Origin of the sequence: Microbacterium sp. 1154, assembly GCF_031455375.1 — a bacterium.
Taxonomy (GTDB): Bacteria; Actinomycetota; Actinomycetes; order Actinomycetales; family Microbacteriaceae; genus Microbacterium.
On sequence record NZ_JAVDSN010000001.1, the window covers coordinates 1,088,139 to 1,114,482 of the forward strand.

A 26,344-nucleotide genomic window follows, 5' to 3' on the forward strand; every position below is an offset into this window, starting at 1 on the left:
CGCTGCGCTTTTGTTAGCATCAACGGGTTGTCCGCTTATCGAGTCGCGGAACACATGCACGGGGGAGGGGGCTCGATGGCGCAGCGCCTGCCGTCTTCGCCGCCCATCCTGCCCGGGCTCGCGTACATCCGCCCCCTCGGCTCGGGCGGGTTCGCCGACGTGTTCCTGTACGGCCAGGACATGCCGCGTCGTGATGTGGCGGTCAAGGTCCTGCCCAGCGACGTTCGCGATGCCGACCTGCTGCGGATGTTCAACGCCGAGGCCGATGTTCTCGCGCACCTGTCGGCGCACCCGTCCATCGTCACCGTCTATCAGGCCGGGATCTCCGCCGACGGTCGGCCGTACATCGTCATGGAGTTCTGCCCGGGCTCCCTCGCGCAGAGGTACCGCGTCGAGCGCATCCCCGTCGCCGAGGTGCTGTCGATCGGCGTGCGCATGTCGGGAGCCCTTGAATCGGCGCACCACGCCGGGCTCATCCACCGCGACGTGAAGCCCAGCAACATCCTCGTGACGACCTTCGGGGCACCCGTCCTGGCCGATTTCGGCATCTCCTCCTCCCTCGTCCGTCAGGGAGCCGACGAGATGCTCGCCATGTCGGTGCCGTGGAGCGCGCCCGAGGTCGTCGCCGAGCAGACCGCGGGAACGGTGTCGAGCGAGGTGTGGAGCCTGGGCGCCACGATCTATTCGCTCCTCGCCGGGCAGACCCCGTTCGAGCGACGCGAGAAGGGGCAGAACTCGCGCGAGCAGCTGCGCCGCCGCATCGCCCGCGCCACCTACGCCGACATCTCCCGGAGCGATGTGCCGGCCTCGCTGCAGGCGGTGCTGGCCAAATCCATGTCGCGGAACCCCGACGACCGGTACGCCAGCGCGCGGGAGTTCGGCGAGGCCATTCAGGCGGTGCAGGTCGAGAGCGGTCTGCCCGCGACGCCGCTCGAGGTGCCCGCAGCCGAGTGGGCTCCCGCCGCTCGCTCGATCGATTTCGCGGACGGAACGCTGCGCGGCCCCGTACGCTCGCGCATCGAGAGAGAGGGCGCACGCAAGCTCCGCGGCTCGTCCGGCATGGCGGGCTACGTCCGCGACGAAGACACCGACATCGCCGCGCCGGCCTCGAGCGGGTCGAAGGCTCTGCCGTGGATCCTGGCATCGGCCACCCTGGTGACGGCCGGCGCCGTGGTCGTGGCGGCGCTCTTCGCGACGGGGGTGCTCCGGTGAAGCGCCGGACCATCGTCGGGTGGGCGTCCACGCTGGCCGCCGGTGCCCTGGTCATCACGGCGAGCATCGTGTGGCCCGGGCTCGACGCCCAGCAGACTCCCGAGGTCGACACGTCGGTCTGGGCGCTGCAGACCGGTGACGGACAACGCTATGCGCGCGTCAACACCACGGTCGGCGAGCTCGACACCGTGCGCACGGCCGGCAACCCCAGTCAGGTCGCGCAGAGCGGCGACGGCGCGTACCTGTTCACCGACAGCTTCAGCAAGCTCACCCGCATCAACGAGGCGCAACCCGTCGACCTCTCGGAGGATCAGCTCGAGGCCGCCCCCGACACCCCGCCGGGCACGACCTCCGTGGCCACGGCGGGCGACTACGCGGTCTATCGCACCGACACGGGCACGCTCTTCGCGAGCAGGCTGAGTCAAGCGGGGCAGAAGCCCTCCGAGCTCGATCCCTTCGGCACCTCCCAGGACGAGAACGCTCCCTCGTACACCGCGGATGCCATCGCCCTCGACGCCCGCGGCATGCTCTTCGCCTACTCCTCCGCCGACGGCTCCGTCATCCGCTACGACATCGAGGCCGACGAGCTGCGCGGGCGGGATGCCCTCGACGCGGACGTGGCCGCCCCCGTGCTCTCCGCCGCCGGGGACACCTGGGTCCTCGTCGACGCCGACGCCGGGCGCGTCTGGGTACGCGGAGAAGACCCCGTGACCATCGAGGCGGCGGATCAGCTCGTCGTCGCCGACGCCGACGCCGACGCGCGCGCCGTGTACGTGGCGGACGACCAGTCGCTGTGGAGCATCCCGGCGGACGGCTCCGAGCCCCGACGCGAAGTGGGCGGCGGCGGCAACGTGCTCGGTCAGCCCGCGCGTCCCCTCTCGCACCAGGGTGTCGCGTACGCCGCCTGGCTGCTCCCCGGCGACGCGCGCGGAACCCTGTGGCGCTCCGATCAGGGCGAGACGGATCTCGACTACGGCGGGGCGACCATGCCCGACCAGCGGCGGCCGGTCTTCGTCGCCACCGACCACGCGGTGATCCTCAACGAGACGCGTACGGGCTGGGTGTGGACGGTCCCCGACGGCGCGCTCGTCGCCTCGAGCCAGAACTGGTCGCTCGACGATCGCACCGAGCAGACGGCGGTCCAGAGCGAAGAGAAGCTCAGCGTGGTGCTCGACCCCAAGCCGCCGATCGCCGAGCCCGACGCGTTCGGTGTGCGGCCCGGCCGCCTCACGACCCTGCCCGTCCTCCTGAACGATCACGACCCCAACGAGGACGTCCTCAGCATCATCGCCGAGAGCGTCACCGGTCTCGATCCCGGCTTCGGCAGCCTCAGCGTGACCGATTCCGGCCAGCGCCTGGCGGTCCGGGTCGCTCCCGGCGCGACCGGCAGCGCGACGTTCTCGTACTCCGTCACCGATGGCACCGCAGCCGACGGGTTGAACTCCGCTCCGGCCACGGTGACGCTCACCGTCGCGCCCCCGCAGTCCAATGCGGCGCCCGTCTGGTGCGGCGTCGACAAGTGCCTGCAGCCGTGGCCGACCCCCGAGGTCGCTCGCGGCGGCACCATCACCGTCCCCGTGCTGCCCGGCTGGGTGGACCCGGACGGCGACCCCCTCCTGCTGCTCTCGGTCGACAACCCCGGCGGCGTCGGCACGGTCGCCGCGACCCCCGGCGGCGACGTGGTGTACCAGCACGCCGACGACGGCTCCGGAGGCGAGCAGAACATCCAGCTCGACGTCACGGTGGCCGATACCGAGGGTGCGGTGACGACGAAGCCCCTCGTGATCCGGGTGGCGCCCGACCCCACGCTCGCGGTGCAGTCGTTCGCGAAGGTCGACACCGTCGGATCCTCCGTCGCCGTCGACGTGGGGCCGCACGTGACCGGTACGGCCGGAAACGTCAGCCTCACCTCGGTGCGCGTCCTCGACGATGCGGCGGCCACGGCGACGGTGGTCGGTGGCAGCACGACTTTCGACTTCGCGGCGAACCAGCCGGGCGTGTACCGCGTGGACTTCACGGTCAACGGCGGAGGTCGGGACGCGACGGGCACGGCGAGGATCACCCTGCTGCCCGCCGACGCCCCCGCCCAGCTCGCGACCTCTCCCGTCGTGGCGTTCGTGCGGCCGCAGGAAGACGCGACGCTCGACGTCTTCAGCGCCGTCTCCAACCCCACCGGTCGCGTGCTGCTGCTCAGCGACGTGGCGGCGACCGCTCAAGAGGGCGCCTCGCTCACGGTGGACACCGTCGGACAGAACGACCTGCGCGTGTCGGGCAGTACCGCCGACGGCTCGGCCGGGCTCCTAGGAACCGTCGCCTACACGGTGAGCGACGGGACCGACGACGAGGGCTCGCGCGTGGCCGGTGAAGCGACGGTCTACCTCCTGCCGCCCGCTCCCGAGATCGCCCCGATCGCGGTGGACGACAACGTCACGGTCCGCGTCGGCGCGCAGATCGACATCCCCGTCCTCGACAACGACATCTCGCCCGCGGGGGGCCGCCCGACGCTCGACCCCTCGAGCGTGCAGACGCAGCCGGCGAGCGACGCCCTCGCCTTCACCTCCGGGGGAGTGCTCCGCTACCTCGCCCCGACGACGCCCGGCTCGTACGAGGTCACCTATCGCGTCTACACGACGGGTACGCCCGCCCTGTGGGACGAAGCGACGGTGCACGTCACCGTCCTGGGCGGAGAGGCCAACCGCGCGCCGCTGCCCGACACCCTCGAGGGGCGCGTGCTCAGCGGGGGCACCACCTCGATCGACTTCCACGGCTTCGGCGTCGACCCCGACGGCGACGCCGTCACGCTCGACCGGATCGTCGCGCAGCCGAACCGGGGCACGGCGTCCATCTCCGCCGACGGATCGAGCATCCTGTACTCCTCCGTGCCCGGCGACCGGGGCCAGGTGTCGTTCCGCTACCGCGTGTCCGACTCCTCGGGCGCGACGGGCGAAGGCACCGTCCGCATCGGTGTCCTCGACGCGGAGGCGAACCCCAGCCCCATCACCTTCACCGACTACGTGCAGGTCCAGGCCGGCGCCGATCGCACGATCCGCGTGAGTCCGCTGGCCAACGACATCGACCCCACGCAGGGTCGACTCAGCCTGACCGGGGTGCGCCCCGACCTTCCCGAGAAGCTCGTCGATGAGAGCGACAACCCCGAGTACGCACGGCTGAAGGGGTTCATCGATTCGGTATCCGACACCGGCGTCGTCATCAAGGCCGGCGAGCAGCCGGGAACGATGTCGTTCCTCTACGACGTGGCATCCGATTCGGGCAACACGGGTCGCGGGTTGATTGTCGTCAAGGTCGTGCGAGAGAACGTGCCCGACTACCCGGTCGTCACCGACACCGTGCTGACCGTCGAGAACCGCGACGACTTCACGACCGGTGTCGACGTTCTCGCGGGTAAGGCCACCTGGTCGGGCGGTGACGTCGGCGACCTCGACGTGTCGCTGTGGGGCCAGCCCGCCGATGTCACCCTCAGCGGCCGTCAGATCTCCGGCACCCTGCCGGCCACGCGTCGCGTCATCCCGTTCGCGATCACCGGACGCGTCGGCGACACCGACGTGACGACATACGCCTTCCTGCGCGTTCCCGGCGACGACGACCTCAGCCTCTCCCTGCGCCCGGGCGCCGCGCAGCGCGTCGACGAACTGGCGTCGGTCGACTTCGACATGGCGAATCTCGTCGCCCTCCCGCGACGCGCCACCCTCGAGGTGGGGACCGACGTGTCCGCGACGGGCGTCCGCGCCGAGGGACGCTGCTCCGTGACGGGAACCACCGTTCGATACGACGCCGGGGCCGGGTCCCCGTACACCGACGCCTGCCAGGTGCCGGTGCGGATCGCGGGCACCGAGGAATGGACGGTGGTGAGCGTGCCCATCGGTGTCGTCGCCCGCGACCCTCAGCCCGAGCTCAAGCCCGCCGCCCTGACGGTGGGCCCCGGTGAGACCGCCACGTTCGATCTGCGCAACATGACCAGCTGGCAGCTCGGGCGCGAGGACTGGAACGGCATCCGTTACGCGCTGGACTACGGCGGTTCCGCTTTCGCCGTGTCCCTCGACGGGTCCATCGTCACGGTCACCGGTAACGACCGCTCGGTACCGGGCACCGAGAACGCCGCGATCATCTCGGTCACCAGCCACAACGCCGTCGCGCCGGCACGCCTCGTGCTGCGCGTGGGGGCGGCGCCGTCCACCCTGCCCCAGGGCGGCACCACCTCGAGGCAGTGCTCCCAGGCCAACGGAACCAGCTGCTCGATCGACGTGATCGGAACCAGCGGCGAGGTCAACCCGCTGCCGCGCACGCCCCTCGAGGTCGTCGACGTGCGCCCGACCGCGGCGTGCGCCGGGGTCACCTTCGGCGTGGCCTCGACCTCGAGCGTGGTGGCGTCGTGGAGCGACGATGCTCCCGGAGCCACCTGCAGCGCCAGCGTCACGCTTCGCGACGCGCAGGGTCGCACGACGGCGTCGACGCGCGACGCCCGCGTCGTGCTCGACCTGCTCGGATTCCCCCGCCCGCCCGGAAGCGTTCGGCAGACGGCCTACGCCGACGGCTCCGTCACGCTGCGTGTCGACCCGGGCGAGGCGCGACGCGCCTACCCCGCCATCTCCGGGTTCACCGTGCGCTACAACGGTGCGGTCGTGGGCCAGTGCGGTGCCGACGGCAGCTGCCCGCCGATCGCGGCGCCCAACGGTGAGCAGCGCGAATACGTGGTCAACGCGGTGAACAGTGTGGGCGAATCGAAGGTGGCCGTGCGGACGACCGGATGGGCGTACCGGCCCCCGAACGCCCCGAGCGGAATGGACTTCACGCCCACGCAGACCGGGGGAGAGGGAAACCTCGCCGACCTCGTCATCAAGGGCGTCGACAGCGCCGAGACCGGCACGCTCGAGATCGCGAGCGCCTCGGGCGACAAGATCCAGGTGAGCGTCGGACGCAACCAGGACGTCGTGCAGGTCGCCCGGTTCCGCGTCGGCTCGAACGCGGCGACCCAGGTCACCGTGACCCCGATCTCCCGCTTCACCGTGCCTCCGGGGCTGGGTGGAGCGACGGCGGGGAACGTGTACTCCGGTACCGCGCACGGCGTCGGGGCTCCCCTCAATCCCGACCTCACGTTGACCTCGACGTCGAACGGCAACGGAACCTCGACCGTGGACGCGAACGCGACCGCACAGCAGAACGGCACCGACTCCGAGGTGCGGTTCAACATCGTGCAGAAGGGTCTCCCCTGCATCCCCCGCAGCGGCGGCAACACGCAGAAGTTCACGGCCCTCGGCGACGGTCAGACCTACACCTTCACCATGTGTGCCGAATCGTGGTTCAACGGTCGCTCCTACGGCTCGGTGAGCCAGGACAAGCAGGTCGACGCCCAGCAGAGCAAGGCGGCGCCGAAGGGGTACACCTTCCACGTCGGTTCCCGCGGTGAGGTGGACGACAACAAAAACACTGCCCGGTGGTACATCGACCGCATCAACGACGGCGACCCGCCTCCGAACTTCAACGACAGGAAGTTCGTCAACTGGGGCCCGGGAAACTCGATCTTCGACCGCGACCCCGAGATCCAGGTCTACTTCCAGCACCAGCTTTGGGGAACGCAGTCGGACTACGCCCCGGTGAAGCCCGCAAACGGAAGCGCCCCCTACCAGGTCCTGGCCTCGTGGAAGGTCGCGAGCTGCGAGGGCGGCAAGACGCTCAGCGCCAGTGGCTCGTCGAGCAACGACAAGGCCAAGATCACTTTCAACTACGACAACGCGCGCTACTTCGACAAGGACGGCAAGCAGCTGCCGCGAGCCGAGGGCGCAGCCGCAACGGCCGTCCCGGTGGGCACCACTCGCGTCGATCGCATCCGCGTCACCGTCGACTGGTCGAGCCAGGGCTGGAACCTCGACTCGGCATCCGACGACTTCGGCGACGAGTGCAAGCCCGGCACGCCGACGTCGAACCCCTCGTCCTGAGCCCTCCCGGCATCCCCTTTCCCGCCCTCGCCCACCGAAGGATTTCGACATGACGATCACCCAGGAGCAGGCCACCTGGTTCTCCCAGACCTTCTCGCAGATCGCCGACAACGTCGAGCGCGCCGTCCTCGGCAAGCGGCACGTGGTCGAGCTGGTGCTCACCGCCATGCTCAGCGACGGACACGTCCTGCTCGAAGACGTGCCGGGTACCGGCAAGACCTCGCTCGCTCGCGCGGTGGCGTCGTCCGTCCAGGGAACCAACACGCGTATCCAGTTCACCCCCGACCTGCTCCCCGGCGACATCACCGGTATCACCGTCTACGACCAGAAGACGGGGACGTTCGAGTTCCACACCGGCCCGATCTTCGCCAACATCGTCCTCGCCGACGAGATCAACCGCGCGAGCCCCAAGACGCAGTCGGCGTTGCTCGAGGTGATGGAAGAGGGCAAGGTCACCATCGACGGCGTCTCGCGAGAGGTCGGCGTGCCCTTCCTCGTGCTGGCGACGCAGAACCCCGTCGAGCAGGCGGGAACCTACCGCCTCCCCGAGGCGCAGCTCGACCGGTTCCTGCTCCGTACCTCGCTCGGCTACCCCGACCACGCGGCGACCGTCCGCATCCTCGACGGAGCGCCCGTGGCCACCGCCGAACTGCGCGCGATCATCACCCCCCAGGCCCTCGTCGGAATGGCCGACCTCGCGGCATCCGTCTACGTCGACGCGCTCGTCCTCGACTACATCGCCCGCCTCGTGGATGCCACCCGCACGGCCGACGAGGTCCGCCTCGGGGTGAGCATCCGTGGGGCGCTCGCCCTCACCCGCGCCACCCGCGCGCGGGCGGCGTCTCAGGGGCGGACCTACGCGACGCCCGACGACGTCAAGGCGCTGGCCGTCGCCGTTCTGGCCCACCGCCTCATCCTGCATCCCGAGGCCGAGTTCGACGGGGTCACGCAGGAGGCCGTCATCGGCCAGGTCCTCCTCGACACCCAGCCGCCCTCGCAGCGCGAGAGCGCCTGACGGTGGCCCGTCCCGTGGCAGCCGCACCCCGCTCGGGGGGTGAGTCGTGCCCGATCTGAATCTGACCGAGTCGCGCCTCACGCGGACCTCCGCGGGAACCATGGCGACCGGTTCGCGCACCTCGATCACCTCGACCTCGGTCCGTCGACAGCGTCGTATCGTCCAGGTGGTGGTCCAGGTCGCCGAGTGGTGGCGGATCACGACCGAGGCGGTTTCCGCCGCGGTGCGCTGGGCCGGTCGGACGGTGCGTCCCGCGGGTGCGGTGGTCGTTGTCGCCGCGACGATCGGTCTGCTCTTCGGCGTTCTGTTCGGGTGGGTCGAGTGGATGGTCGCCGGCTGCGCGGCCCTGCTGCTGCTGCTCATGAGCGTGCCGTTCCTCTTCGGCGCGCGGGCCTACGAGGTCGACCTGGCTCTCGAGCACGAGCGCGTGACCGCGGGCGACGGCGTGACGGGTCAGATCGTGGTGCGCAACGAGAGTTCGCGACCGGCCCTTCCCGGGCGCCTCGACATCCCGGTGGGTCGCGGCCTCGTGGAGTTCGGGGTGCCGTTCCTCCGCCCCGGCCAGAGTTCCACCGAGCCGCTCGAGATCCCACCGCTTCCGCGCGGCGTCGTCCGGGTCGGCCCCGTCACCACGGTGCGCAGTGATCCCGTCGGGCTGCTGCGTCGCGAGCACGCCTTCGACGACGTCCACGACCTCTTCGTCCACCCGCGCACCGTCGGGCTGCCGTCCACCAGCGCCGGTCTCGTGCGCGATCTCGAGGGCAATGCCACGCGTCGTCTCGTCGATGCGGACATGTCCTTCCACGCGATCCGCGAGTACGTCCCGGGTGACTCGCGTCGGCAGGTGCACTGGAAGTCGACCGCGAAGACGGGTCGGCTCATGGTGCGCCAGTACGAGGAGTCGCGGCGCTCGCGCATGGCCGTCGTGCTCGCCGCGGCCACGCAGGAGTACACGGATGCCGATGAGTACGAGCTCGCGGTGTCCGCCGCCGCCTCGCTCGGTCTCCGCGCCGTCCGCGACGCGCGTGACATCGACATCGTCACGGGGTCGGAGATCCCGCGCGTCGTGAAGGGGCGCCTCCGCGCGATCCGTCACATCCCGGTCGTCGCCCCCCGCACGATGCTCGACGGCTTCAGCGCCATCGACCGGCACGAGAACACGATGCCCGTCGAGGACGTCTGCCGTCTGGCATCCGAGGCGAACGAACGTCTCTCAATCGCGTTCGTGGTCGTCGGGGCGAGCGTCCCGCTCACCCGTCTTCGTCAGGCGGCCCTCGCCTTCCCCGCAGACACCGCGGTCGCCGCCGTCATCTGCGATGAGCGCGCCCATCCGCGTATGCAGAACGTCGCGGGCCTGACGGTGCTGACGATCGGGACCCTCGACGACCTCTCGGGTCTTCTCGTGCGGGGAGCGACTTCGTGAGCGATCGTCGTACCTCGCGCACCTCGACCCGTCGCCGCGAGACGAACCTGCCGCGGTACGCGGCCGCCGGCCTCTACACGGCGGTGTCCGTCGTCCTCGCCACCGTCGCCGCGTGGCCGGTCTACGCGTCGTGGTCCTTCCTGCTGCTCGTGATCGTCTCGGTCGTGGTCGCGGGTGCTGTCGTCAGCGTCGTGGCGTGGCGCCGGTGGAGCGGCTGGACCCTCGCCGCGGGTCTCCTGGGGGCGTTCACCGTGCTGGCGGTTCCGCTCGCCGTCCCGTCGCGTCTGACGTCGCCCCTGGACGTGCTGCGCGGCCTCGGCGAGTCGTTCGCGGGCGTCATCGTCGCGTGGAAAGACCTGGTCACCGTCGATCTGCCGGTCGGCGCGTACCGCAACCTGCTGATCCCCGCGCTGGTGGTCTTCCTCGTGGGTGCCGCTCTCACATCCGCTCTCGCCATCCGCGGCGATCGCTGGGCGGCGTTGGCGGTGGTCAGCGGTCTCGGAATGACCGGTTTCGGGCTGTTCTTCGGCCGCACCTCGACGAGCGCGTCCCTCTCGATCGGATCGGTCGATCTGCCTGCGCCCGTCGAGACCGCCACGGGGTTGTGTGCGCTGCTCGCCGCGGTGCTTTGGCTGGCGTGGCGCGCGCAGGACGAACGCGGACGCGCCCTTCGCCGTGCCAGCGACGTCTCGGCCGTTCCCGTGGGGCCGGGCCGTTCGCGCGCGGATCGGCGCCGATGGGCGCTGGGTGCGGGGATGCTTCTGGTCGCCGTGGCCGTCACCGTCGCCGTGGTACCCGCCGCGGCCCGGGACGCTGATCGTCAGGTGCTCAGATCGGCGGCGGGGCCCGAGCGGCTGATCGCCGAAGCCGTGAGCCCCCTCTCGCAGTACCGGTCGATGTTCTCCGACGCACGGTCCGACGCGGTGCTGTTCCGCGTGAGCGGCTCGGGGGCCGAGCCCGACCGCATCCGCATCGCCACCCTCGACACGTACGACGGCGAGATCTTCCGGGCATCGGGTGACGAGGGCGCGGGCTTCGTGCGCTTGCCCTCGACGCGAGATGCGGGGGAGGGGCGCCCCGTCGAAGCCGACGTCGAGATCGTCGACCTCGGAGGCATCTGGATGCCGACGGCCGGCAGCCTCGTGTCGGCGACGTTCGAGGGGGACCGTCGTGGCGTCCTCGCCGATCGCTTCTACTACAGCTCGGACGCCGAGGCGGGTGTGCAGACGGCCGACGGGGGACTCGTCGAGGGAGACCGCTACCGGCTGGACGCCGTCGAACCCGCCTCCGTCGATCTCGCCTCGATGACCCCGCCCGGTGCCGGCGACGGTGTCTCCGGCGGCGACAACCTCCGCCGCTGGGTACAGGAGCACGCGACCGGCAACGACGGTGCCGCACTGCAGAGCCTCGTCCAGATGCTCCGCCAGCGCGGGTACCTCAGTCACAGCCTGGCGCCGGAGGGTGGTCCGACGCCGAAGTGGGCCGCCGCGCTCCAGGGCTATCAGCTCCAGCCCAGTGCCTCCGGCCACTCCCTGGCCCGCATCGACCGCATGTTCGAGCGGCTGCTCGAGCGAGAGGACGACCCGCGCGCCGCCGCTTCGGGCAACTTCGTCGCCGCCGTCGGCGATGACGAGCAGTTCGCCGTCGCCACCGCCTTGATCGCGCACGAGCTCGGCTTCCCCGCCCGAGTGGTGGTGGGGACCCGGCTGGTCTCGACCGACCCGAAGCTCTCCACGTGCGAATCGGGGGAGTGCCGAGCGAGCGACGTCACGGCGTGGACCGAGGTGCAGGGTTCGGACGGGCGGTGGGCGCCCGTCGATGTGACCCCCCAGTGGGAGCAGTCGCCGAGCCTCGAGGTCACCCAGCAGCAGGACCCCGAGAACGTGACCGAGGTACGCCCCGACACGGTCGAGGAGGTCGTCCCTCCCGAGCCGGTGCAGGAGGACAACTCCACGGACGACGATCCACGTACGGACGACGGTGTCGACCTGGCGTGGCTGTGGGCGAGCCTGCGCATCGCGGGACTCTCTCTGCTGATCCTGCTCGTCCTCTTCGGTCCCTTCCTCGCCATCGTCATCGCCAAAGCCGTCCGTCGTCGCGGGCGCCGTCGCGATGCGGACCCCCGCTCGGCGATCGCCGGCGGATGGGATGAGTACGTCGACGCCGGGATCGACGCGGGACGCACCGTTCCACGCGCCCCGACCCGGCGGGAGGTGGCCGAGGCGTTCGCCACACCGTCCGGAACCCTCCTCGCCGAGGGGGCGGACCGAGCCGTGTTCTCGTCCGAGGCCGTCGATGCCGACGAGGTCGCGGCCTTCTGGCACATCGTCGACGAGGAACGTCGCACGCTCACGCGTCAGCGGGGCTTCTGGCGGCGCCTTCGTGCGGCCGTATCGTTGAGATCGTTCCTGCGGTTCCTCGCCCCACGCCCCTCGCGGCGGGGGTCGCCGCATCGCGACGAGAGGGGGAAGCGCTCCACCACCCTGGTGGACCGCGACACGACATGACCGATTCGACCATGGTGGTGCTCGGAGCGACGTCGTTCGCTCTCGTCGTCGTGCTGTACGTCTGGCTCGCACTCGCCCTCGCGGCACTGTTCCGCAAGATCGGCGAACCGGTCTGGAAGGCCTGGGTGCCGGTCCTCAACGTCGCGACGGTGCTCAAGGTCGGCGGGTTTTCGCCGTGGCTGATCCTGCTGAACCTCGTGCCGATCTTCGGTCTCATCGCCTTCGCGGTGGTGTTCATCGTCGCGGTGCATCGCATCAACACCGGCTTCGGCGTCGGAGCGGGACTCACCGTGGTCGGGGCGCTCTTCCCGGTCGTCTGGGCGAGCATCCTGGGCTTCGGCTCCGCCCGCTGGCACGGGGAGCGCCGCACCGCGCGCCCCGACGAGAACTCTGCCCCCGTCCGGCGCGGAAAGGACTTCGAGGGTCCGTACGTGCCGCTCATCGGGGGGTGGACGCCGGAGCAGCTCCCTGAGCATTCCTCCCCTGAGGCCTCCGCCGCGCCCGCCGCGCCCGCCCCGCCCGCGCCCGTGACCGCGCCGTCCGCGTCCCTCGCGGATGCCGCCCCCTCGCCGAGCGGCTGGGCCCCTCCGGCATATGTCCCCGCGGCGGCCCCGGAGCGTCCGCGGGTCGAGGATGAACGTCGCGCTGAGCCGCGGGAGGTCGCGCCCGCGACGTCGGTCTTCGACGTCCTCGATGCACTCCGCGACGGCTCTCCCGAGGAAGATCATCGCCCCGCTTCGCCCGCCCCGGCGGACGCCCCGCGGCCTCACGTCCTCGACGCGCCCCCGGCTGAACCCCCCGCGCCGACCTGGGCGCCTCCTGTCGTGCCCCCGGCGGCGTCCTCGCCGTCCGCCGACGAGGTCGAGGAAGAATCCGACGTCGTCGCGCTCTGGGCGAACCCGCCGCGTCGTACGTCGGCGGAAGCGGGCCCGGCGCCCATCGCGGACGTGCCCCTCACCCGCCCCGCCCCCGATGTCGTTCCGGCTCCCCGGCCCTCGGTGGCCGCGGCCATGGATGAGTTCCCCGAACTGTCCGAAGCGGTCTCCGCGGTGGCGGAGGCTCCGGATGCCGGCTCCCCGCGCTCCGCTCGCACCTCGGTGTCCGCGCTCTACACGCAGCCCGAGGTCCCCTCGGTCGGGGCCGAGGAGGACTTCGACGCCCTCGACCGAACCGTCGTCACCCGGCGCAAGCGCATCCCGTGGGCCCTCGTCCCGCCCAGCGGGACGCCGATCGACCTCACGTCGACGGTGGTCATCCTGGGGCGGCGCCCGGGCGCCGATTCCGCGTACCCCGACGCTCAGCTGGTCCCCATCTCGGACGAGACGCGCACGGTCTCGAAGACCCACGCGCGACTCGAACTCCGCGGCGACACCTGGTTCGTGACCGACCTGCACTCGACGAACGGCGTCCTGTTCGCCACGCTCATGGGTACCGAGGTCGAGGCCCCTCCGGGCGAGGAGATCGAAGCCGGTGAGCGCTTCTTCCTCGGCGACGCGGAGGTGCGCCTCTCGCGGAGCGACGCGTGAGCGGCCCGTACGACCGCGCCGAGGACCCCGACGAGGTCACTCTCTGGGCAGGCCGGCTCCGGGCGTGGCCCACGCCTCCTCCCGTCCAGGATGACGAGGTCGAGGACGAGACGATCCTGTCGCGATCCGAGGCGCCGGAGGACGACACCGTCCGTTCTCAGTCTTCTTCCGTCGCGGACGAGACGGTGGTGTCGCGCCGCGCGGTGCCCGATGACGTCACGATCCGCCCCCGCGGCGAGGTTCCCGACGACGAGACGGTGGTGTCGCCCCGATCGGTGCCGGAGGATGACACGATCCGTGCTCGGGTCGATGTTCCCGCGGACGAGACGGTGGTGTCGCGCCGTGCCGTGCCCGACGACGTCACGATCCGCCCCCGCGGCGATGTTCCCGACGACGAGACGGTGATCTCCCGGGGTGGGGCGCACGATGACGCGACCGCCGTCTCCCGACGGGCCCCACGGGCTACCCCGTCGGCGATCGAAGACCTCGACGCGGAGGTGGACGCGACCGCTCCTCGGAGCGTGATCTCTCCTCGCGCGGACGCGGCGCTCGCCCCACCTGCCCGGCTTCTCGACGACACGAGCCGTCGTGGGGCAGACGACACCCCAGGCGCCGTCGTGGACGATGACGAGATCACCCGCCGTCGCTCGGCTCCGGATCCCGCGGTCGACGAGGCCACCCGCGCCCGCCCCACGGCGGAGGCCGACGGCGACACCGCATCCGCCTCCCGCCGTCGTCGCCGCGAGGTCGCCGCGGCCGCATCCGGTCCCCTCGTCGAGGGGGCCGTCCGAGATGCGCGCGTTCCCGAGGCCCTGGCCCGAGAGTCCTACGGCGCCCGCCGAGAGGGGCCCGCGCGCGTCGAGCGCGTCCCCGTCGTCCGCACTCCGTCGTCCGAGGACGCGGCGGCGGTGCGCCCTCGGGCCCGCAGGGGTGCAGCGCGTGTCGTCGTTCTCGTCACGGTGATCGTGGTCGTCGTCGTCGCCTCGGCGATCGGGGCCGTCCTCCTGCTGACCGGCTGAGGCGCACGGCATCCGGCAGACTCCCAGTGACCGGACCCGCACACGTTTGCCCGTGTCCCGGGGAACGCGTATCATTGACCGGGTGTGCGTTCACGCGCGCCGTGCGTCGTGCCTTCGGGTAAGTCGTCCGGATCAACGCTCGCACCATCTCAGGGATCGGCCTGCGAACAGGTCGCCCCCACGGCATATCCACCACGAATCGCGCTAGATCATTCTGTCGCGCGGTGGATCACACGTGAGCCCGACACGTCACGAATCGCAAGATGAGCGACATGGCGGGGGAGACACGACGCTGTCACCGTGCAGCACCCTGGGCGCCACCGCGAGGGAACGCCCAGCCAATCAAGGAGAGAACGTGCCAACCATTCAGCAGTTGGTTCGCAAGGGCCGCTCGCCGAAGGTCTCGAAGACCAAGGCTCCCGCGCTGAAGTCGAACCCCCAGCAGGCCGGCGTGTGCACCCGCGTGTACACCACGACCCCCAAGAAGCCGAACTCGGCGATGCGCAAGGTCGCCCGCGTGAAGCTGCGCAACGGCACCGAGGTCACCGCCTACATCCCCGGCGAGGGCCACAACCTGCAGGAGCACTCGCTCGTGCTCGTCCGCGGTGGTCGCGTCAAGGACCTCCCCGGTGTCCGTTACAAGATCGTCCGCGGTGCACTCGACACCCAGGCTGTCAAGAACCGTAAGCAGGCTCGTAGCCGCTACGGCGCGAAGAAGGGCTGAGAAACATGCCTCGTAAGGGTCCTGCCCCGAAGCGTCCCGTCGTCAACGACCCGGTCTACGGCGCTCCCGTCGTCACCCAGCTGGTCAACAAGATCCTGGTCGACGGCAAGAAGTCCATCGCCGAGTCGATCGTCTACGACGCCCTCAAGGGTGTCGAGGCGAAGAACAGCCAGGACGCCGTCGCCACGCTGAAGAAGGCGCTCGACAACGTCCGTCCCACCCTCGAGGTCAAGAGCCGCCGCGTCGGTGGCTCGACCTACCAGGTTCCCGTCGAGGTCAAGCCGCACCGGGCGAACACGCTCGCGCTGCGCTGGCTCGTGAGCTACGCCAAGGGTCGTCGTGAGAAGACGATGACCGAGCGTCTGCAGAACGAGATCCTCGACGCCTCGAACGGCCTCGGTGCCGCGGTCAAGCGCCGCGAAGACACCCACAAGATGGCCGAGTCGAACCGCGCCTTCGCGCACTACCGCTGGTAAAACCCGCGGAGGGTCCGTGACCGTATCCGGTCCCGGACCCTCCGATGGGCCCGGCATCAACCTCCCAACAGGTAAGGAAGACACCCGTGGCACAAGACGTGCTCACCGACCTGCACAAGGTCCGCAACATCGGCATCATGGCCCACATCGATGCCGGCAAGACCACGACGACCGAGCGCATCCTGTTCTACACGGGCGTCAACCACAAGATCGGTGAGACGCACGATGGTGCGGCGACCACCGACTGGATGGAGCAGGAGCAGGAGCGTGGCATCACGATCACCTCTGCTGCTGTGACCTGCTTCTGGGACAAGAACCAGATCAACATCATCGACACCCCCGGTCACGTCGACTTCACGGTCGAGGTCGAGCGCTCGCTCCGCGTGCTCGATGGCGCCGTCGCCGTCTTCGACGGCAAGGAGGGCGTCGAGCCCCAGTCCGAGACCGTGTGGCGTCAGGCCGACAAGTACGACGTCCCCCGCATCTGCTTCGTCAACAAGATGGACAAGCTGGGCGCCGACTTCTACTTCACGGTCGACACCATCGTCAACCGCTTGAAGGCCAAGCCGCTGGTCATCCAGCTGCCGATCGGTGCCGAGAACGACTTCGTCGGCGTCATCGACCTCGTCGAGATGCGCGCACTGGTGTGGCCCGGCGATGCCAAGGGTGACGTGACCATGGGCGCGAAGTACGAGATCCAGGAGATCCCGGCCGACCTCGCCGACAAGGCCGCGGAGTACCGCCAGCAGCTCCTGGAGACCGTCGCCGAGTCCGACGACGCTCTTCTCGAGAAGTTCTTCGGCGGTGAGGAGCTCACGGTCGCCGAGATCAAGGGCGCCATCCGCAAGATGACGATCAACTCGGAGCTCTACCCCGTGCTCTGCGGTTCGGCGTTCAAGAACCGCGGTGTGCAGCCCATGCTCGACGCGGTCGTCGACTACCTCCCCTCGCCCCTGGACGTCCCCGCCATCGAGGCGCACGACCCCAAGGACGAAGAGATCGTCATCGAGCGCCACGCCGACCGCGAGGAGCCCTTCGCGGCTCTCGCGTTCAAGATCGTGACGCACCCGTTCTTCGGTCGCCTCACCTACATCCGCGTGTACTCGGGTCACCTCGACTCCGGCGCCCAGGTCGTCAACGCGACCAAGGGCAAGAAGGAGCGCATCGGGAAGATCTTCCAGATGCACGCCAACAAGGAGATGCCGGTCGACTCCGTCACCGCCGGCCACATCTACGCGGTCATCGGCCTGAAGGACACCACCACCGGTGACACCCTGTGCGACCCGGCCAACCAGGTCGTCCTCGAGTCGATGACCTTCCCCGAGCCGGTCATCGAGGTCGCCATCGAGCCCAAGACCAAGGCCGACCAGGAGAAGCTGGGTGTCGCCATCCAGAAGCTCGCCGAAGAGGACCCGACGTTCCGCGTCGAGCAGAACTCCGAGACCGGTCAGACCGTCATCAAGGGCATGGGCGAGCTCCACCTCGACATCCTGGTCGACCGCATGAAGCGCGAGTTCAAGGTCGAGGCCAACGTCGGAAAGCCCCAGGTGGCGTACCGCGAGACCATCCGCAAGTCGGTCGAGCGTCACGACTACACCCACAAGAAGCAGACCGGTGGTTCGGGCCAGTTCGCGAAGATCCAGTTCGCTATCGAGCCCCTCGAGGTCACGGCCGACAAGACCTACGAGTTCGAGAACAAGGTCACCGGTGGTCGCATCCCGCGCGAGTACATCTCGCCGACCGACCAGGGCTTCCAGGACGCGATGAACGTCGGCGTGCTCGCCGGCTACCCCATGGTGGGCGTCAAGGCGATCCTCCTCGACGGTGCCTCGCACGACGTCGACTCGTCCGAGATGGCGTTCAAGATCGCCGGATCCATGGGCTTCAAGGAGGCCGTCCGCAAGGCGAACCCCACGATCCTCGAGCCCATCATGGCCGTCGAGGTCCGTACTCCCGAGGAGTACATGGGCGACGTCATCGGCGACCTGAACTCGCGTCGTGGCCAGATCCAGTCGATGGAAGACGCCGCCGGCGTCAAGGTCGTCCGGGCGAACGTGCCGCTGTCCGAGATGTTCGGCTACATCGGTGACCTGCGCTCGAAGACCTCGGGCCGCGCCGTCTACTCGATGGAGTTCGACAGCTACGCCGATGTCCCGAAGGCTGTTGCCGACGAGATCATCCAGAAGAACAAGGGCGAGTAACACCGCTCTCACGGATGCCGGGAACACCGGGTTCTGCTCAGGTTCCCGGCATCCGCTCAAACTGAATACCGACTCTCTAGTAATCTGAGAACCATCCCCGCGAAGAACCGGTCGCAATCCAGTGCCCGAGACCTCGCAACCAACGTCCTGAGGAGGACCCAGTGGCTAAGGCCAAGTTCGAGCGGACCAAGCCGCACGTGAACATCGGAACGATCGGTCACGTCGACCACGGCAAGACCACGCTCACCGCTGCCATCTCGAAGGTGCTCGCCGACAAGTTCCCGTCGGCCACCAACGTTCAGCGCGACTTCGCGTCGATCGACTCGGCGCCGGAAGAGCGTCAGCGCGGTATCACGATCAACATCTCGCACGTCGAGTACGAGACCCCGAAGCGTCACTACGCTCACGTCGACGCGCCCGGTCACGCCGACTACATCAAGAACATGATCACCGGTGCCGCTCAGATGGACGGCGCGATCCTCGTGGTCGCCGCCACCGACGGCCCGATGGCTCAGACCCGTGAGCACGTTCTGCTCGCCAAGCAGGTCGGCGTTCCCTACCTGCTCGTCGCGCTGAACAAGAGCGACATGGTCGACGACGAGGAGATCCTGGAGCTCGTCGAGCTCGAGGTTCGCGAGCTCCTGTCGTCGCAGGACTTCGACGGCGACAACGCCCCCGTCGTCCGCGTCTCGGGCCTGAAGGCTCTCGAGGGCGACGAGCAGTGGGTCAACGCCATCGTCGAGCTCATGGAAGCCGTCGACGAGTCGATCCCCGACCCGGTGCGCGACAAGGACAAGCCGTTCCTCATGCCCATCGAGGACGTCTTCACGATCACCGGTCGTGGCACGGTCGTCACCGGCCGCGCCGAGCGCGGTACCCTCGCGATCAACTCCGAGGTCGAGATCGTCGGCATCCGCCCGACGCAGAAGACCACGGTCACGGGTATCGAGATGTTCCACAAGCAGCTCGATGAGGCCTGGGCCGGCGAGAACTGTGGTCTGCTCCTGCGCGGCACCAAGCGTGACGACGTCGAGCGCGGCCAGGTCGTCGTGAAGCCCGGTTCGGTTACCCCGCACACCAACTTCGAGGGCACGGCGTACATCCTGTCCAAGGAAGAGGGCGGCCGTCACAACCCGTTCTTCACGAACTACCGCCCGCAGTTCTACTTCCGCACCACCGACGTGACCGGCGTCATCACGCTGCCCGAGGGCACCGAGATGGTCATGCCCGGTGACACCACGGAGATGTCGGTCGAGCTCATCCAGCCGATCGCCATGGAAGAGGGCCTCGGCTACGCGATCCGTGAGGGTGGCCGCACCGTCGGTGCCGGTACCGTCACCAAGATCCTCAAGTAAGTCTTTCAAGACTTCACGCGGCACAGGCCGGGCCTTCGGGCCCGGCCTTTGTCGTTGCCGGCCGTGGCTTACACCACGCGGGCTCGTCGACGGTGGGGGTTCCACTTCCCTTCACCGCACCGACACAATGGGCGGGAGTCGGCGCTCGAGCCGACCGGGTCTGCGAAGGAGACGCACATGGGAGTCGACGACATCATCGCCAAGGGCAAGAAGCTCCTCGATGAGAACCGCGACAAGATCGAAGAGGCCCTCAAGAGCGAGAAGGCCGAAGAGGTCAGCGACAAGGTCCTCGACGGAGCGGTGGACGCGATCAAGAAGGTCGTCCCTGCGGAGCACCACGCGAAGGTCGACGAGACGCGAGCGAACGTCGACAAGCACATCGGCAACGCCTGACGGAACGCTCACTCATCGGCGCCGCTCCCGGTCTCCGGGGCGGCGCCGCTGCCGTGCGTGGCGCTTCTTGCTGAGTATCTTCCTCGCGCGACACGCCCGGGTTTGCGACATGCCCGGGGGGTACGTAGACTAGTCCAGTTCCACATTCCGGTGCGCGCTCGGCGCGCGCCAGGATCACTGTCAGGGCAGTGCACAGGCGGCGCGGAAGCGCAGGGTCCTGGGCCGCGGGCAGCAGAACATCACACCGAAACCCCTTCATTCCTTCACGGGATTCGCGCGCGTGCGTGCGAGGGGCGGGCCGGAGGTCGATTCCTCCGGTTTGACAGCTGAACAGGGTGCAGCATCTCTCGCGAGAGCGAGGGGAAGTGCCAGGGCGCGATAGCGCTACCGTGCGTCCAATGCCCCAGGTCGGGTAAGACGCGAGAAAGAGAGAGAGCAGACAATGGCGGGACAGAAGATCCGCATTCGCCTGAAGTCGTACGACCACGCTGGGCTCGACTCGTCGGCCCGCAAGATCGTCGACACCGTGACCCGTGCCGGCGCCACCGTGGTGGGCCCGGTTCCCCTGCCGACCGAGAAGAACGTCGTGTGCGTCATCCGGTCGCCCCACAAGTACAAGGACAGCCGCGAGCACTTCGAGATGCGCACCCACAAGCGCCTCATCGACATCATCGACCCGACGCCCAAGGCCGTCGACTCGCTGATGCGCCTCGACCTTCCTGCCGATGTCAACATCGAGATCAAGCTCTGAGGTTCGACATGGCTGACATCAACTCCAAGATCTCCAAGGGCCTCCTCGGCACCAAGCTCGGCATGACCCAGGTGTGGGACGAGAACGGCAAGCTCGTTCCCGTCACCGTCATCGAGGTCGCCCCGAACGTCGTGACCCAGCTGCGCTCGGTCGATAAGGACGGCTACAACGCCGTGCAGATCGGCTACGGCCAGATCGACCCCCGCAAGGTGAACAAGCCCCTCACGGCCCACTTCGACGCCGCCGGTGTCACCCCGCGCCGCCACCTCACCGAGGTGCGCACCGCGGACGCCGCCGAGTACGCGCTGGGCCAGGAGCTCACCGTCGACGGACTGTTCGAGGCCGGCCAGCTGGTCGACGTCGTCGGCACCAGCAAGGGCAAGGGCACCGCCGGTGTCATGAAGCGCCACAACTTCAAGGGTGTTTCCGCATCGCACGGTGCGCACCGCAACCACCGCAAGCCCGGCTCGATCGGCGCCTCGTCGACTCCGAGCCGCGTCTTCAAGGGCATGCGCATGGCCGGCCGTATGGGTGGCGAGCGCGTGACCGTCCTCAACCTCACGGTGCACGCCGTCGACGCCGAGAAGGGTCTGCTGCTCGTCAAGGGCGCCGTCCCCGGTGCTCGTGGCCGCATCGTCTACGTCCGCAACGCAGTGAAGGGTGCCTGATCATGGCTGACTCGACTCTCGCGCTCGACGTCGTGAAGGCCGACGGCAACAAGGCCGGCTCTGTCGAGCTGCCCGCCGCGCTCTTCGACGTCAAGACGAACATCCCTCTCATCCACCAGGTCGTCGTGGCGCAGCGCGCCGCGGCTCGCCAGGGCACGCACTCGACCAAGCGTCGTGGCGAGGTCTCCGGTGCCGGCCGCAAGCCCTTCAAGCAGAAGGGCACGGGTAACGCCCGTCAGGGCTCGATCCGCGCGCCGCACATGACCGGTGGTGGCATCGTCCACGGCCCCAAGCCCCGTGACTACAGCCAGCGCACCCCCAAGAAGATGATCGCGGCCGCCCTCCTGGGTGCGCTCAGCGACCGTGCTCGTGGTCAGCGTCTGCACATCGTCGACAGCTTCGCCATCGAGGGTGCGCCCTCGACCAAGGCCGCTGCTGCCGCGCTGAAGGCCTTCGGTGCCGTCAAGAACGTCCTCGTGGTCATCGACCGCGACGACGAGCTGACGATCAAGAGCGTGCGCAACCTCGCGTACGTCCACGTGCTGACCGTCGGCCAGCTGAACACCTACGACGTGATCGTCTCCGACGACATCGTCTTCACCAAGGCCGCCTACGACGCCTTCGTCGCGTCGAAGTCGGGCGCCACCGAGGAGGTCTCGGCATGACCACCGTCAACAAGGACCCGCGCGACATCATCCTGAAGCCGGTCGTCTCCGAGAAGAGCTACTCGCTCATCGACGAGGGCAAGTACACCTTCCTGGTGGACCCCCGCTCGTCGAAGACCGAGATCAAGCTCGCGATCGAGAAGATCTTCGGCGTCAAGGTTGCTTCGGTCAACACGATCAACCGCGTGGGCAAGGCCCGTCGCACCCGCTTCGGCATCGGTAAGCGCAAGGACACCAAGCGCGCCATCGTCTCGCTGAAGTCGGGCACCATCGACATCTTCACGTCTGTCGGCTGACGGTCGGGATAGAGGACAAGAACAATGGCTATTCGCAAGTACAAGCCCACGACCCCCGGTCGCCGCGGCTCGTCGGTGGCCGACTTCGCCGAGATCACCCGATCGACGCCCGAGAAGTCGCTGCTGCGCCCGCTGTCGAAGACCGGTGGCCGCAACAACCAGGGCCGCATCACGACGCGTCACATCGGTGGTGGACACAAGCGTCAGTACCGTCTGATCGACTTCCGTCGTAACGACAAGGACGGCATCGACGCCAAGGTCGCTCACATCGAGTACGACCCCAACCGCACCGCGCGCATCGCGCTGCTGCACTACGCCGACGGTGAGAAGCGTTACATCCTCGCCCCCGCGAAGCTGTCGCAGGGTGACGTCGTCGAGTCGGGTGCCGGCGCTGACATCAAGCCCGGCAACAACCTGCCGCTGCGCAACATCCCCACCGGTACCGTGATCCACGCGATCGAGCTGCGCCCCGGTGGCGGCGCCAAGATGGCTCGTTCGGCCGGCGCATCCGTGCGTCTGGTCGCGAAGGACGGTCCCTACGCGCAGCTGCGTCTGCCCTCGGGCGAGATCCGCAACGTCGACGTGCGCTGCCGCGCCACGATCGGCGAGGTCGGTAACGCCGAGCAGTCGAACATCAACTGGGGCAAGGCCGGCCGTATGCGCTGGAAGGGCGTCCGCCCGACCGTGCGTGGTGTCGCCATGAACCCGGTCGACCACCCGCACGGTGGTGGTGAGGGTAAGACCTCCGGTGGTCGTCACCCTGTTTCGCCGTGGGGTAAGGCCGAAGGCCGCACCCGCCACGCGAACAAGGAGAGCGACAAGCTCATCGTCCGCCGTCGCACCGCCGGCAAGAAGCGCAAGTAGGAGTAGAGGAAGATGCCTCGCAGCCTTAAGAAGGGCCCCTTCGTCGACGAGCACCTGCTTCGCAAGGTCGTCTCGCAGAACGAAGCCGGTTCGAAGAACGTCATCAAGACCTGGTCGCGCCGTTCGATGATCATCCCCGCCATGCTGGGACACACCATCGCCGTGCACGACGGACGCAAGCACATCCCCGTGTTCGTGACCGAGACCATGGTCGGCCACAAGCTGGGCGAGTTCTCGCCCACCCGCACCTTCCGCGGCCACGTGAAGGACGACAAGAAGGGCCGTCGCCGCTAAGGCGACCGAGGAGGAGAGAGAAATGGTGGAGTCCATCGCACGTGTGCGACACATCCGCGTGACCCCTCAGAAGGCTCGTCGCGTCGTCGCCCTCATCAAGGGCAAGCAGGCCGAAGAGGCCCTCGCGATCCTGAAGTTCGCGCCCCAGGGCGCGAGCGAGCCGATCTACAAGCTCGTCGCCTCGGCCATCGCGAACGCTCGCGTCACGGCCGACAAGACGAACGAGTACCTGGACGACGCAGACCTGTACGTGAAGAACGCGTACGTCGACGAGGGCACGACGCTTAAGCGTTTCCAGCCCCGCGCTCAGGGTCGCGCCTTCCAGATCAAGAAGCGCACGAGCCACATCACGGTCGTGCTCGCGACGCCCGAGACCGCTGAGGCGGCACCGGCGCGCGCCAACAAGAAGGCGAGCAAGTAATGGGACAGAAAGTCAACCCGTACGGCTTCCGCCTCGGCATCACGACCGACCACGTGTCGCGGTGGTTCTCGGACTCGACGAAGGCCGGTCAGCGTTACGCCGACTACCTCGCCGAGGACATCAAGATCCGTCGCCTGCTGACCACGTCGCTCGACCGTGCCGGCGTCAGCAACATCGAGATCGAGCGCACGCGTGACCGCGTCCGTGTCGACATCCACACCGCCCGTCCGGGCATCGTGATCGGTCGCCGCGGCGCCGAGGCCGAGCGCATCCGTGCCGACCTCGAGAAGCTCACCGGAAAGCAGATCCAGCTGAACATCCTCGAGGTCAAGAACCCCGAGGCCGACGCTCAGCTGGTCGCTCAGGGTGTCGCCGAGCAGCTCACCGCTCGCGTGGCCTTCCGCCGCGCGATGCGCAAGGGTCTGCAGGGCGCTCAGCGCGCCGGCGCCAAGGGTGTCCGCATCCAGGTGTCGGGTCGCCTCGGCGGCGCCGAGATGAGCCGCTCGGAGTTCTACCGCGAAGGCCGTGTGCCCCTGCACACCCTCCGTGCGAACATCGACTACGGCTTCTACGAGGCCAAGACCACCTTCGGCCGTATCGGTGTGAAGGTCTGGATCTACAAGGGCGACCTCACCAACAAGGAGCTCGCCCGCGAGCAGGCCAACGCGCCCAAGTCGCGCGGTCGTGACGACCGCGGTGGCGACCGTCGTCGTGGCCCTCGCAACGAGGCCCCCGTGGCAGAAGGAGCGTCGGCGTAATGCTCATCCCCCGCAAGGTCAAGTACCGTAAGCAGCACCACCCCGGCCGTTCGGGCCAGGCCACCGGTGGCACCCAGGTGTCGTTCGGTGAGTTCGGGATCCAGGCGCTGACCCCCGCTTACGTGACGAACCGTCAGATCGAGTCCGCTCGTATCGCCATGACGCGTCACATCAAGCGTGGCGGAAAGGTGTGGATCAACATCTACCCCGACCGTCCCCTGACGAAGAAGCCCGCCGAAACCCGCATGGGTTCCGGTAAGGGTTCGCCCGAGTGGTGGGTCGCCAACGTCAAGCCGGGCCGTGTCCTCTTCGAGGTCGCGGGTGTCGACGAGCAGCTCGCTCGTGAGGCCCTGACCCGAGCAATTCACAAGCTGCCCCTGAAGGCACGCATCATCAAGCGCGAGGAGGGCGACGCGTAATGGCGATCGGCACCAAGCAGCTCGCCCCGAGCGAGCTCGACACGTTCGAAGACCAGCGCCTCGTCGAGGAGCTGCGTAAGGCCAAGGAAGAGCTGTTCAACCTGCGCTTCCAGTCGGCCACCGGCCAGCTCGAGAGCCACGGTCGCATCCGTGCAGTCAAGCGCGACATCGCGCGTCTGTACACCGTGATCCGTGAGCGCGAGCTCGGCATCCGCGCCACCCCGGCCCCGGTCGAGGCGACGAAGGCGAAGAAGAGCAAGGCGAAGAAGGCGGACTCCGCTGACGACGCCGCGAAGGAAGAGGCGGAGTAATGGCTACCGCGAAGAAGGCCGAGGCGCAGGTCGCCGGTCACGAGCACTCCGAGAACGACGTTCGCGACGAGGACGCCCGCGGTTACCGCAAGGCGCGTCGTGGATACGTCGTCAGCGACAAGATGGACAAGACCATCGTCGTCGAGGTCGAGGACCGCGTGAAGCACCCGCTCTACGGCAAGGTCATCCGCCGCACCTCGAAGGTCAAGGCGCACGACGAGTCCAACTCGGCGGGCATCGGCGACCTCGTCGTCATCAACGAGACCCGTCCGCTCAGCGCCACCAAGCGCTGGCGCCTGGTCGAGATCCTCGAGAAGGCCAAGTAAGCCTCGCGGCTTACTTGGAATCCAAGGAGTAAACAGTGATTCAGAACGAATCCCGGCTGAAGGTCGCCGACAACACCGGCGCCAAGGAGCTGCTCACCATCCGCGTGCTCGGCGGCTCCAACCGCCGTTACGCCGGCCTGGGCGACGTCATCGTCGCCACGGTCAAAGACGCGATCCCGGGTGGAAACGTCAAGAAGGGCGACGTGGTCAAGGCCGTCGTCGTCCGTGTCGTGAAGCAGACCCGCCGTCCCGACGGCTCGTACATCAAGTTCGACGAGAACGCCGCCGTGATCCTGAAGAACGACGGGGAGCCCCGCGGCACCCGTATCTTCGGACCGGTCGGTCGTGAGCTTCGCGACAAGAAGTTCATGAAGATCGTCTCGCTCGCCCCGGAGGTCATCTGATCATGGCGAAAATCAAAAAGGGCGACCTGGTTCAGGTCATCTCGGGTGCCAAGCCCGAGCGTGGCGGCGACCGCGGCAAGCAGGGTAAGGTCCTCGAGGTCCTGACCGAGCAGAACCGCGTCATCGTCGAGGGCGTGAACTACGTCACCAAGCACAACCGCGTGGGCCAGTCCCAGCGCGGCACCAAGACCGGTGGCATCGAGACCTTCGAGGCCCCGATCCACATCTCCAACGTCGCGCTCGTCGACCCCTCGACCAAGAAGCCGACCCGTGTCGGACACCGTGTCGAGGAGCAGGTGAAGGACGGCGTCAAGCGCACCGTCCGCGTGCGCTTCGCGAAGAAGTCAGGCAAGGACCTCTGA

The 26,344-nt window shown here is 68.6% G+C and carries 25 protein-coding genes; all 25 read left to right on the forward strand.

Annotation, left to right across the window (positions count from 1 at the left end):
* The first annotated feature begins 75 nt into the window (after nt 1–75).
* On the forward strand, nt 76–1,212 hold the full coding sequence (locus J2X55_RS04975) for a serine/threonine-protein kinase (protein ID WP_309822163.1): 1,137 nt from the start codon (nt 76–78) through the stop codon (nt 1,210–1,212).
* Entirely contained in the window at nt 1,209–7,166 is a 5,958-nt protein-coding gene (locus J2X55_RS04980) for an Ig-like domain-containing protein (RefSeq protein ID WP_309822165.1), read from the forward strand. Before J2X55_RS04975 ends, J2X55_RS04980 begins: the two co-directional genes overlap by 4 nt.
* A gap of 49 nt (nt 7,167–7,215) precedes the next feature.
* Nucleotides 7,216–8,181, forward strand: coding sequence for a MoxR family ATPase (locus J2X55_RS04985; protein WP_103206788.1), 966 nt, complete (start codon nt 7,216–7,218; stop codon nt 8,179–8,181).
* A gap of 46 nt (nt 8,182–8,227) precedes the next feature.
* Complete coding sequence (locus tag J2X55_RS04990; protein WP_309822166.1) at nt 8,228–9,604, forward strand: DUF58 domain-containing protein; 1,377 nt, start codon at nt 8,228–8,230, stop codon at nt 9,602–9,604.
* Nucleotides 9,601–12,111, forward strand: coding sequence for a transglutaminase-like domain-containing protein (locus tag J2X55_RS04995; RefSeq protein WP_309822167.1), 2,511 nt, complete (start codon nt 9,601–9,603; stop codon nt 12,109–12,111). Before J2X55_RS04990 ends, J2X55_RS04995 begins: the two co-directional genes overlap by 4 nt.
* Nucleotides 12,108–13,637 carry a DUF5684 domain-containing protein gene (locus J2X55_RS05000; protein ID WP_309822168.1) on the forward strand — a complete coding sequence of 510 codons (1,530 nt, stop codon included), beginning with the start codon at nt 12,108–12,110 and terminating at the stop codon, nt 13,635–13,637. Before J2X55_RS04995 ends, J2X55_RS05000 begins: the two co-directional genes overlap by 4 nt.
* Nucleotides 13,634–14,656, forward strand: a complete 1,023-nt coding sequence (locus J2X55_RS05005) for a hypothetical protein (protein WP_309822169.1) — start codon at nt 13,634–13,636, stop codon at nt 14,654–14,656. The genes J2X55_RS05000 and J2X55_RS05005 overlap by 4 nt, the downstream gene beginning before the upstream one ends.
* Nucleotides 14,657–15,011: 355 nt before the next feature.
* Complete coding sequence (gene rpsL, locus J2X55_RS05010) at nt 15,012–15,380, forward strand: 30S ribosomal protein S12 (protein WP_013584051.1); 369 nt, start codon at nt 15,012–15,014, stop codon at nt 15,378–15,380.
* Nucleotides 15,381–15,385: 5 nt separating this feature from the next.
* Nucleotides 15,386–15,856, forward strand: coding sequence for a 30S ribosomal protein S7 (gene rpsG, locus J2X55_RS05015; protein WP_013584050.1), 471 nt, complete (start codon nt 15,386–15,388; stop codon nt 15,854–15,856).
* Between the two features lie 86 nt (nt 15,857–15,942).
* Nucleotides 15,943–18,057 (forward strand): elongation factor G, encoded by a 2,115-nt coding sequence (gene fusA, locus J2X55_RS05020; protein WP_056226235.1) that lies wholly within the window; start codon nt 15,943–15,945, stop codon nt 18,055–18,057.
* A gap of 161 nt (nt 18,058–18,218) precedes the next feature.
* Complete coding sequence (tuf, locus tag J2X55_RS05025) at nt 18,219–19,412, forward strand: elongation factor Tu (RefSeq protein WP_056226238.1); 1,194 nt, start codon at nt 18,219–18,221, stop codon at nt 19,410–19,412.
* A 177-nt stretch (nt 19,413–19,589) separates the two neighbouring features.
* The gene (locus J2X55_RS05030; RefSeq protein ID WP_115915922.1) at nt 19,590–19,805 is read left to right on the forward strand and encodes a hypothetical protein; all 216 of its coding nucleotides are present in this window, start codon (nt 19,590–19,592) and stop codon (nt 19,803–19,805) included.
* 442 nt (nt 19,806–20,247) lie between these two features.
* The gene (gene rpsJ / locus J2X55_RS05035) at nt 20,248–20,556 is read left to right on the forward strand and encodes a 30S ribosomal protein S10 (RefSeq protein WP_013584016.1); all 309 of its coding nucleotides are present in this window, start codon (nt 20,248–20,250) and stop codon (nt 20,554–20,556) included.
* Nucleotides 20,557–20,564: 8 nt separating this feature from the next.
* Nucleotides 20,565–21,224, forward strand: a complete 660-nt coding sequence (gene rplC, locus J2X55_RS05040; protein ID WP_115915921.1) for a 50S ribosomal protein L3 — start codon at nt 20,565–20,567, stop codon at nt 21,222–21,224.
* A 2-nt stretch (nt 21,225–21,226) separates the two neighbouring features.
* Entirely contained in the window at nt 21,227–21,889 is a 663-nt protein-coding gene (rplD, locus tag J2X55_RS05045) for a 50S ribosomal protein L4 (RefSeq protein ID WP_115915920.1), read from the forward strand.
* Nucleotides 21,886–22,185 (forward strand): 50S ribosomal protein L23, encoded by a 300-nt coding sequence (gene rplW, locus J2X55_RS05050; RefSeq protein WP_056226248.1) that lies wholly within the window; start codon nt 21,886–21,888, stop codon nt 22,183–22,185. Before rplD ends, rplW begins: the two co-directional genes overlap by 4 nt.
* Before the next feature lie 24 nt (nt 22,186–22,209).
* A complete protein-coding gene (gene rplB, locus J2X55_RS05055; protein WP_013584012.1) occupies nt 22,210–23,049 on the forward strand; it encodes a 50S ribosomal protein L2 in 840 nt (279 codons plus the stop codon).
* A 12-nt stretch (nt 23,050–23,061) separates the two neighbouring features.
* Nucleotides 23,062–23,343: a 30S ribosomal protein S19 gene (gene rpsS / locus J2X55_RS05060; RefSeq protein WP_013584011.1), complete on the forward strand. Its 282-nt coding sequence runs from the start codon at nt 23,062–23,064 to the stop codon at nt 23,341–23,343.
* 22 nt (nt 23,344–23,365) lie between these two features.
* Nucleotides 23,366–23,764, forward strand: a complete 399-nt coding sequence (gene rplV / locus J2X55_RS05065) for a 50S ribosomal protein L22 (protein WP_013584010.1) — start codon at nt 23,366–23,368, stop codon at nt 23,762–23,764.
* The gene (gene rpsC / locus J2X55_RS05070) at nt 23,764–24,522 is read left to right on the forward strand and encodes a 30S ribosomal protein S3 (RefSeq protein WP_013584009.1); all 759 of its coding nucleotides are present in this window, start codon (nt 23,764–23,766) and stop codon (nt 24,520–24,522) included. The genes rplV and rpsC overlap by 1 nt, the downstream gene beginning before the upstream one ends.
* Nucleotides 24,522–24,941 (forward strand): 50S ribosomal protein L16, encoded by a 420-nt coding sequence (rplP, locus tag J2X55_RS05075; RefSeq protein WP_056226254.1) that lies wholly within the window; start codon nt 24,522–24,524, stop codon nt 24,939–24,941. The genes rpsC and rplP overlap by 1 nt, the downstream gene beginning before the upstream one ends.
* Nucleotides 24,941–25,252 carry a 50S ribosomal protein L29 gene (gene rpmC / locus J2X55_RS05080; protein ID WP_056226256.1) on the forward strand — a complete coding sequence of 104 codons (312 nt, stop codon included), beginning with the start codon at nt 24,941–24,943 and terminating at the stop codon, nt 25,250–25,252. Before rplP ends, rpmC begins: the two co-directional genes overlap by 1 nt.
* On the forward strand, nt 25,252–25,578 hold the full coding sequence (gene rpsQ, locus J2X55_RS05085) for a 30S ribosomal protein S17 (protein ID WP_115915919.1): 327 nt from the start codon (nt 25,252–25,254) through the stop codon (nt 25,576–25,578). Before rpmC ends, rpsQ begins: the two co-directional genes overlap by 1 nt.
* A 35-nt stretch (nt 25,579–25,613) precedes the next feature.
* A complete protein-coding gene (gene rplN / locus J2X55_RS05090; RefSeq protein ID WP_013584005.1) occupies nt 25,614–25,982 on the forward strand; it encodes a 50S ribosomal protein L14 in 369 nt (122 codons plus the stop codon).
* Nucleotides 25,983–25,984: 2 nt separating this feature from the next.
* Nucleotides 25,985–26,344, forward strand: coding sequence for a 50S ribosomal protein L24 (gene rplX, locus J2X55_RS05095; protein WP_094736303.1), 360 nt, complete (start codon nt 25,985–25,987; stop codon nt 26,342–26,344).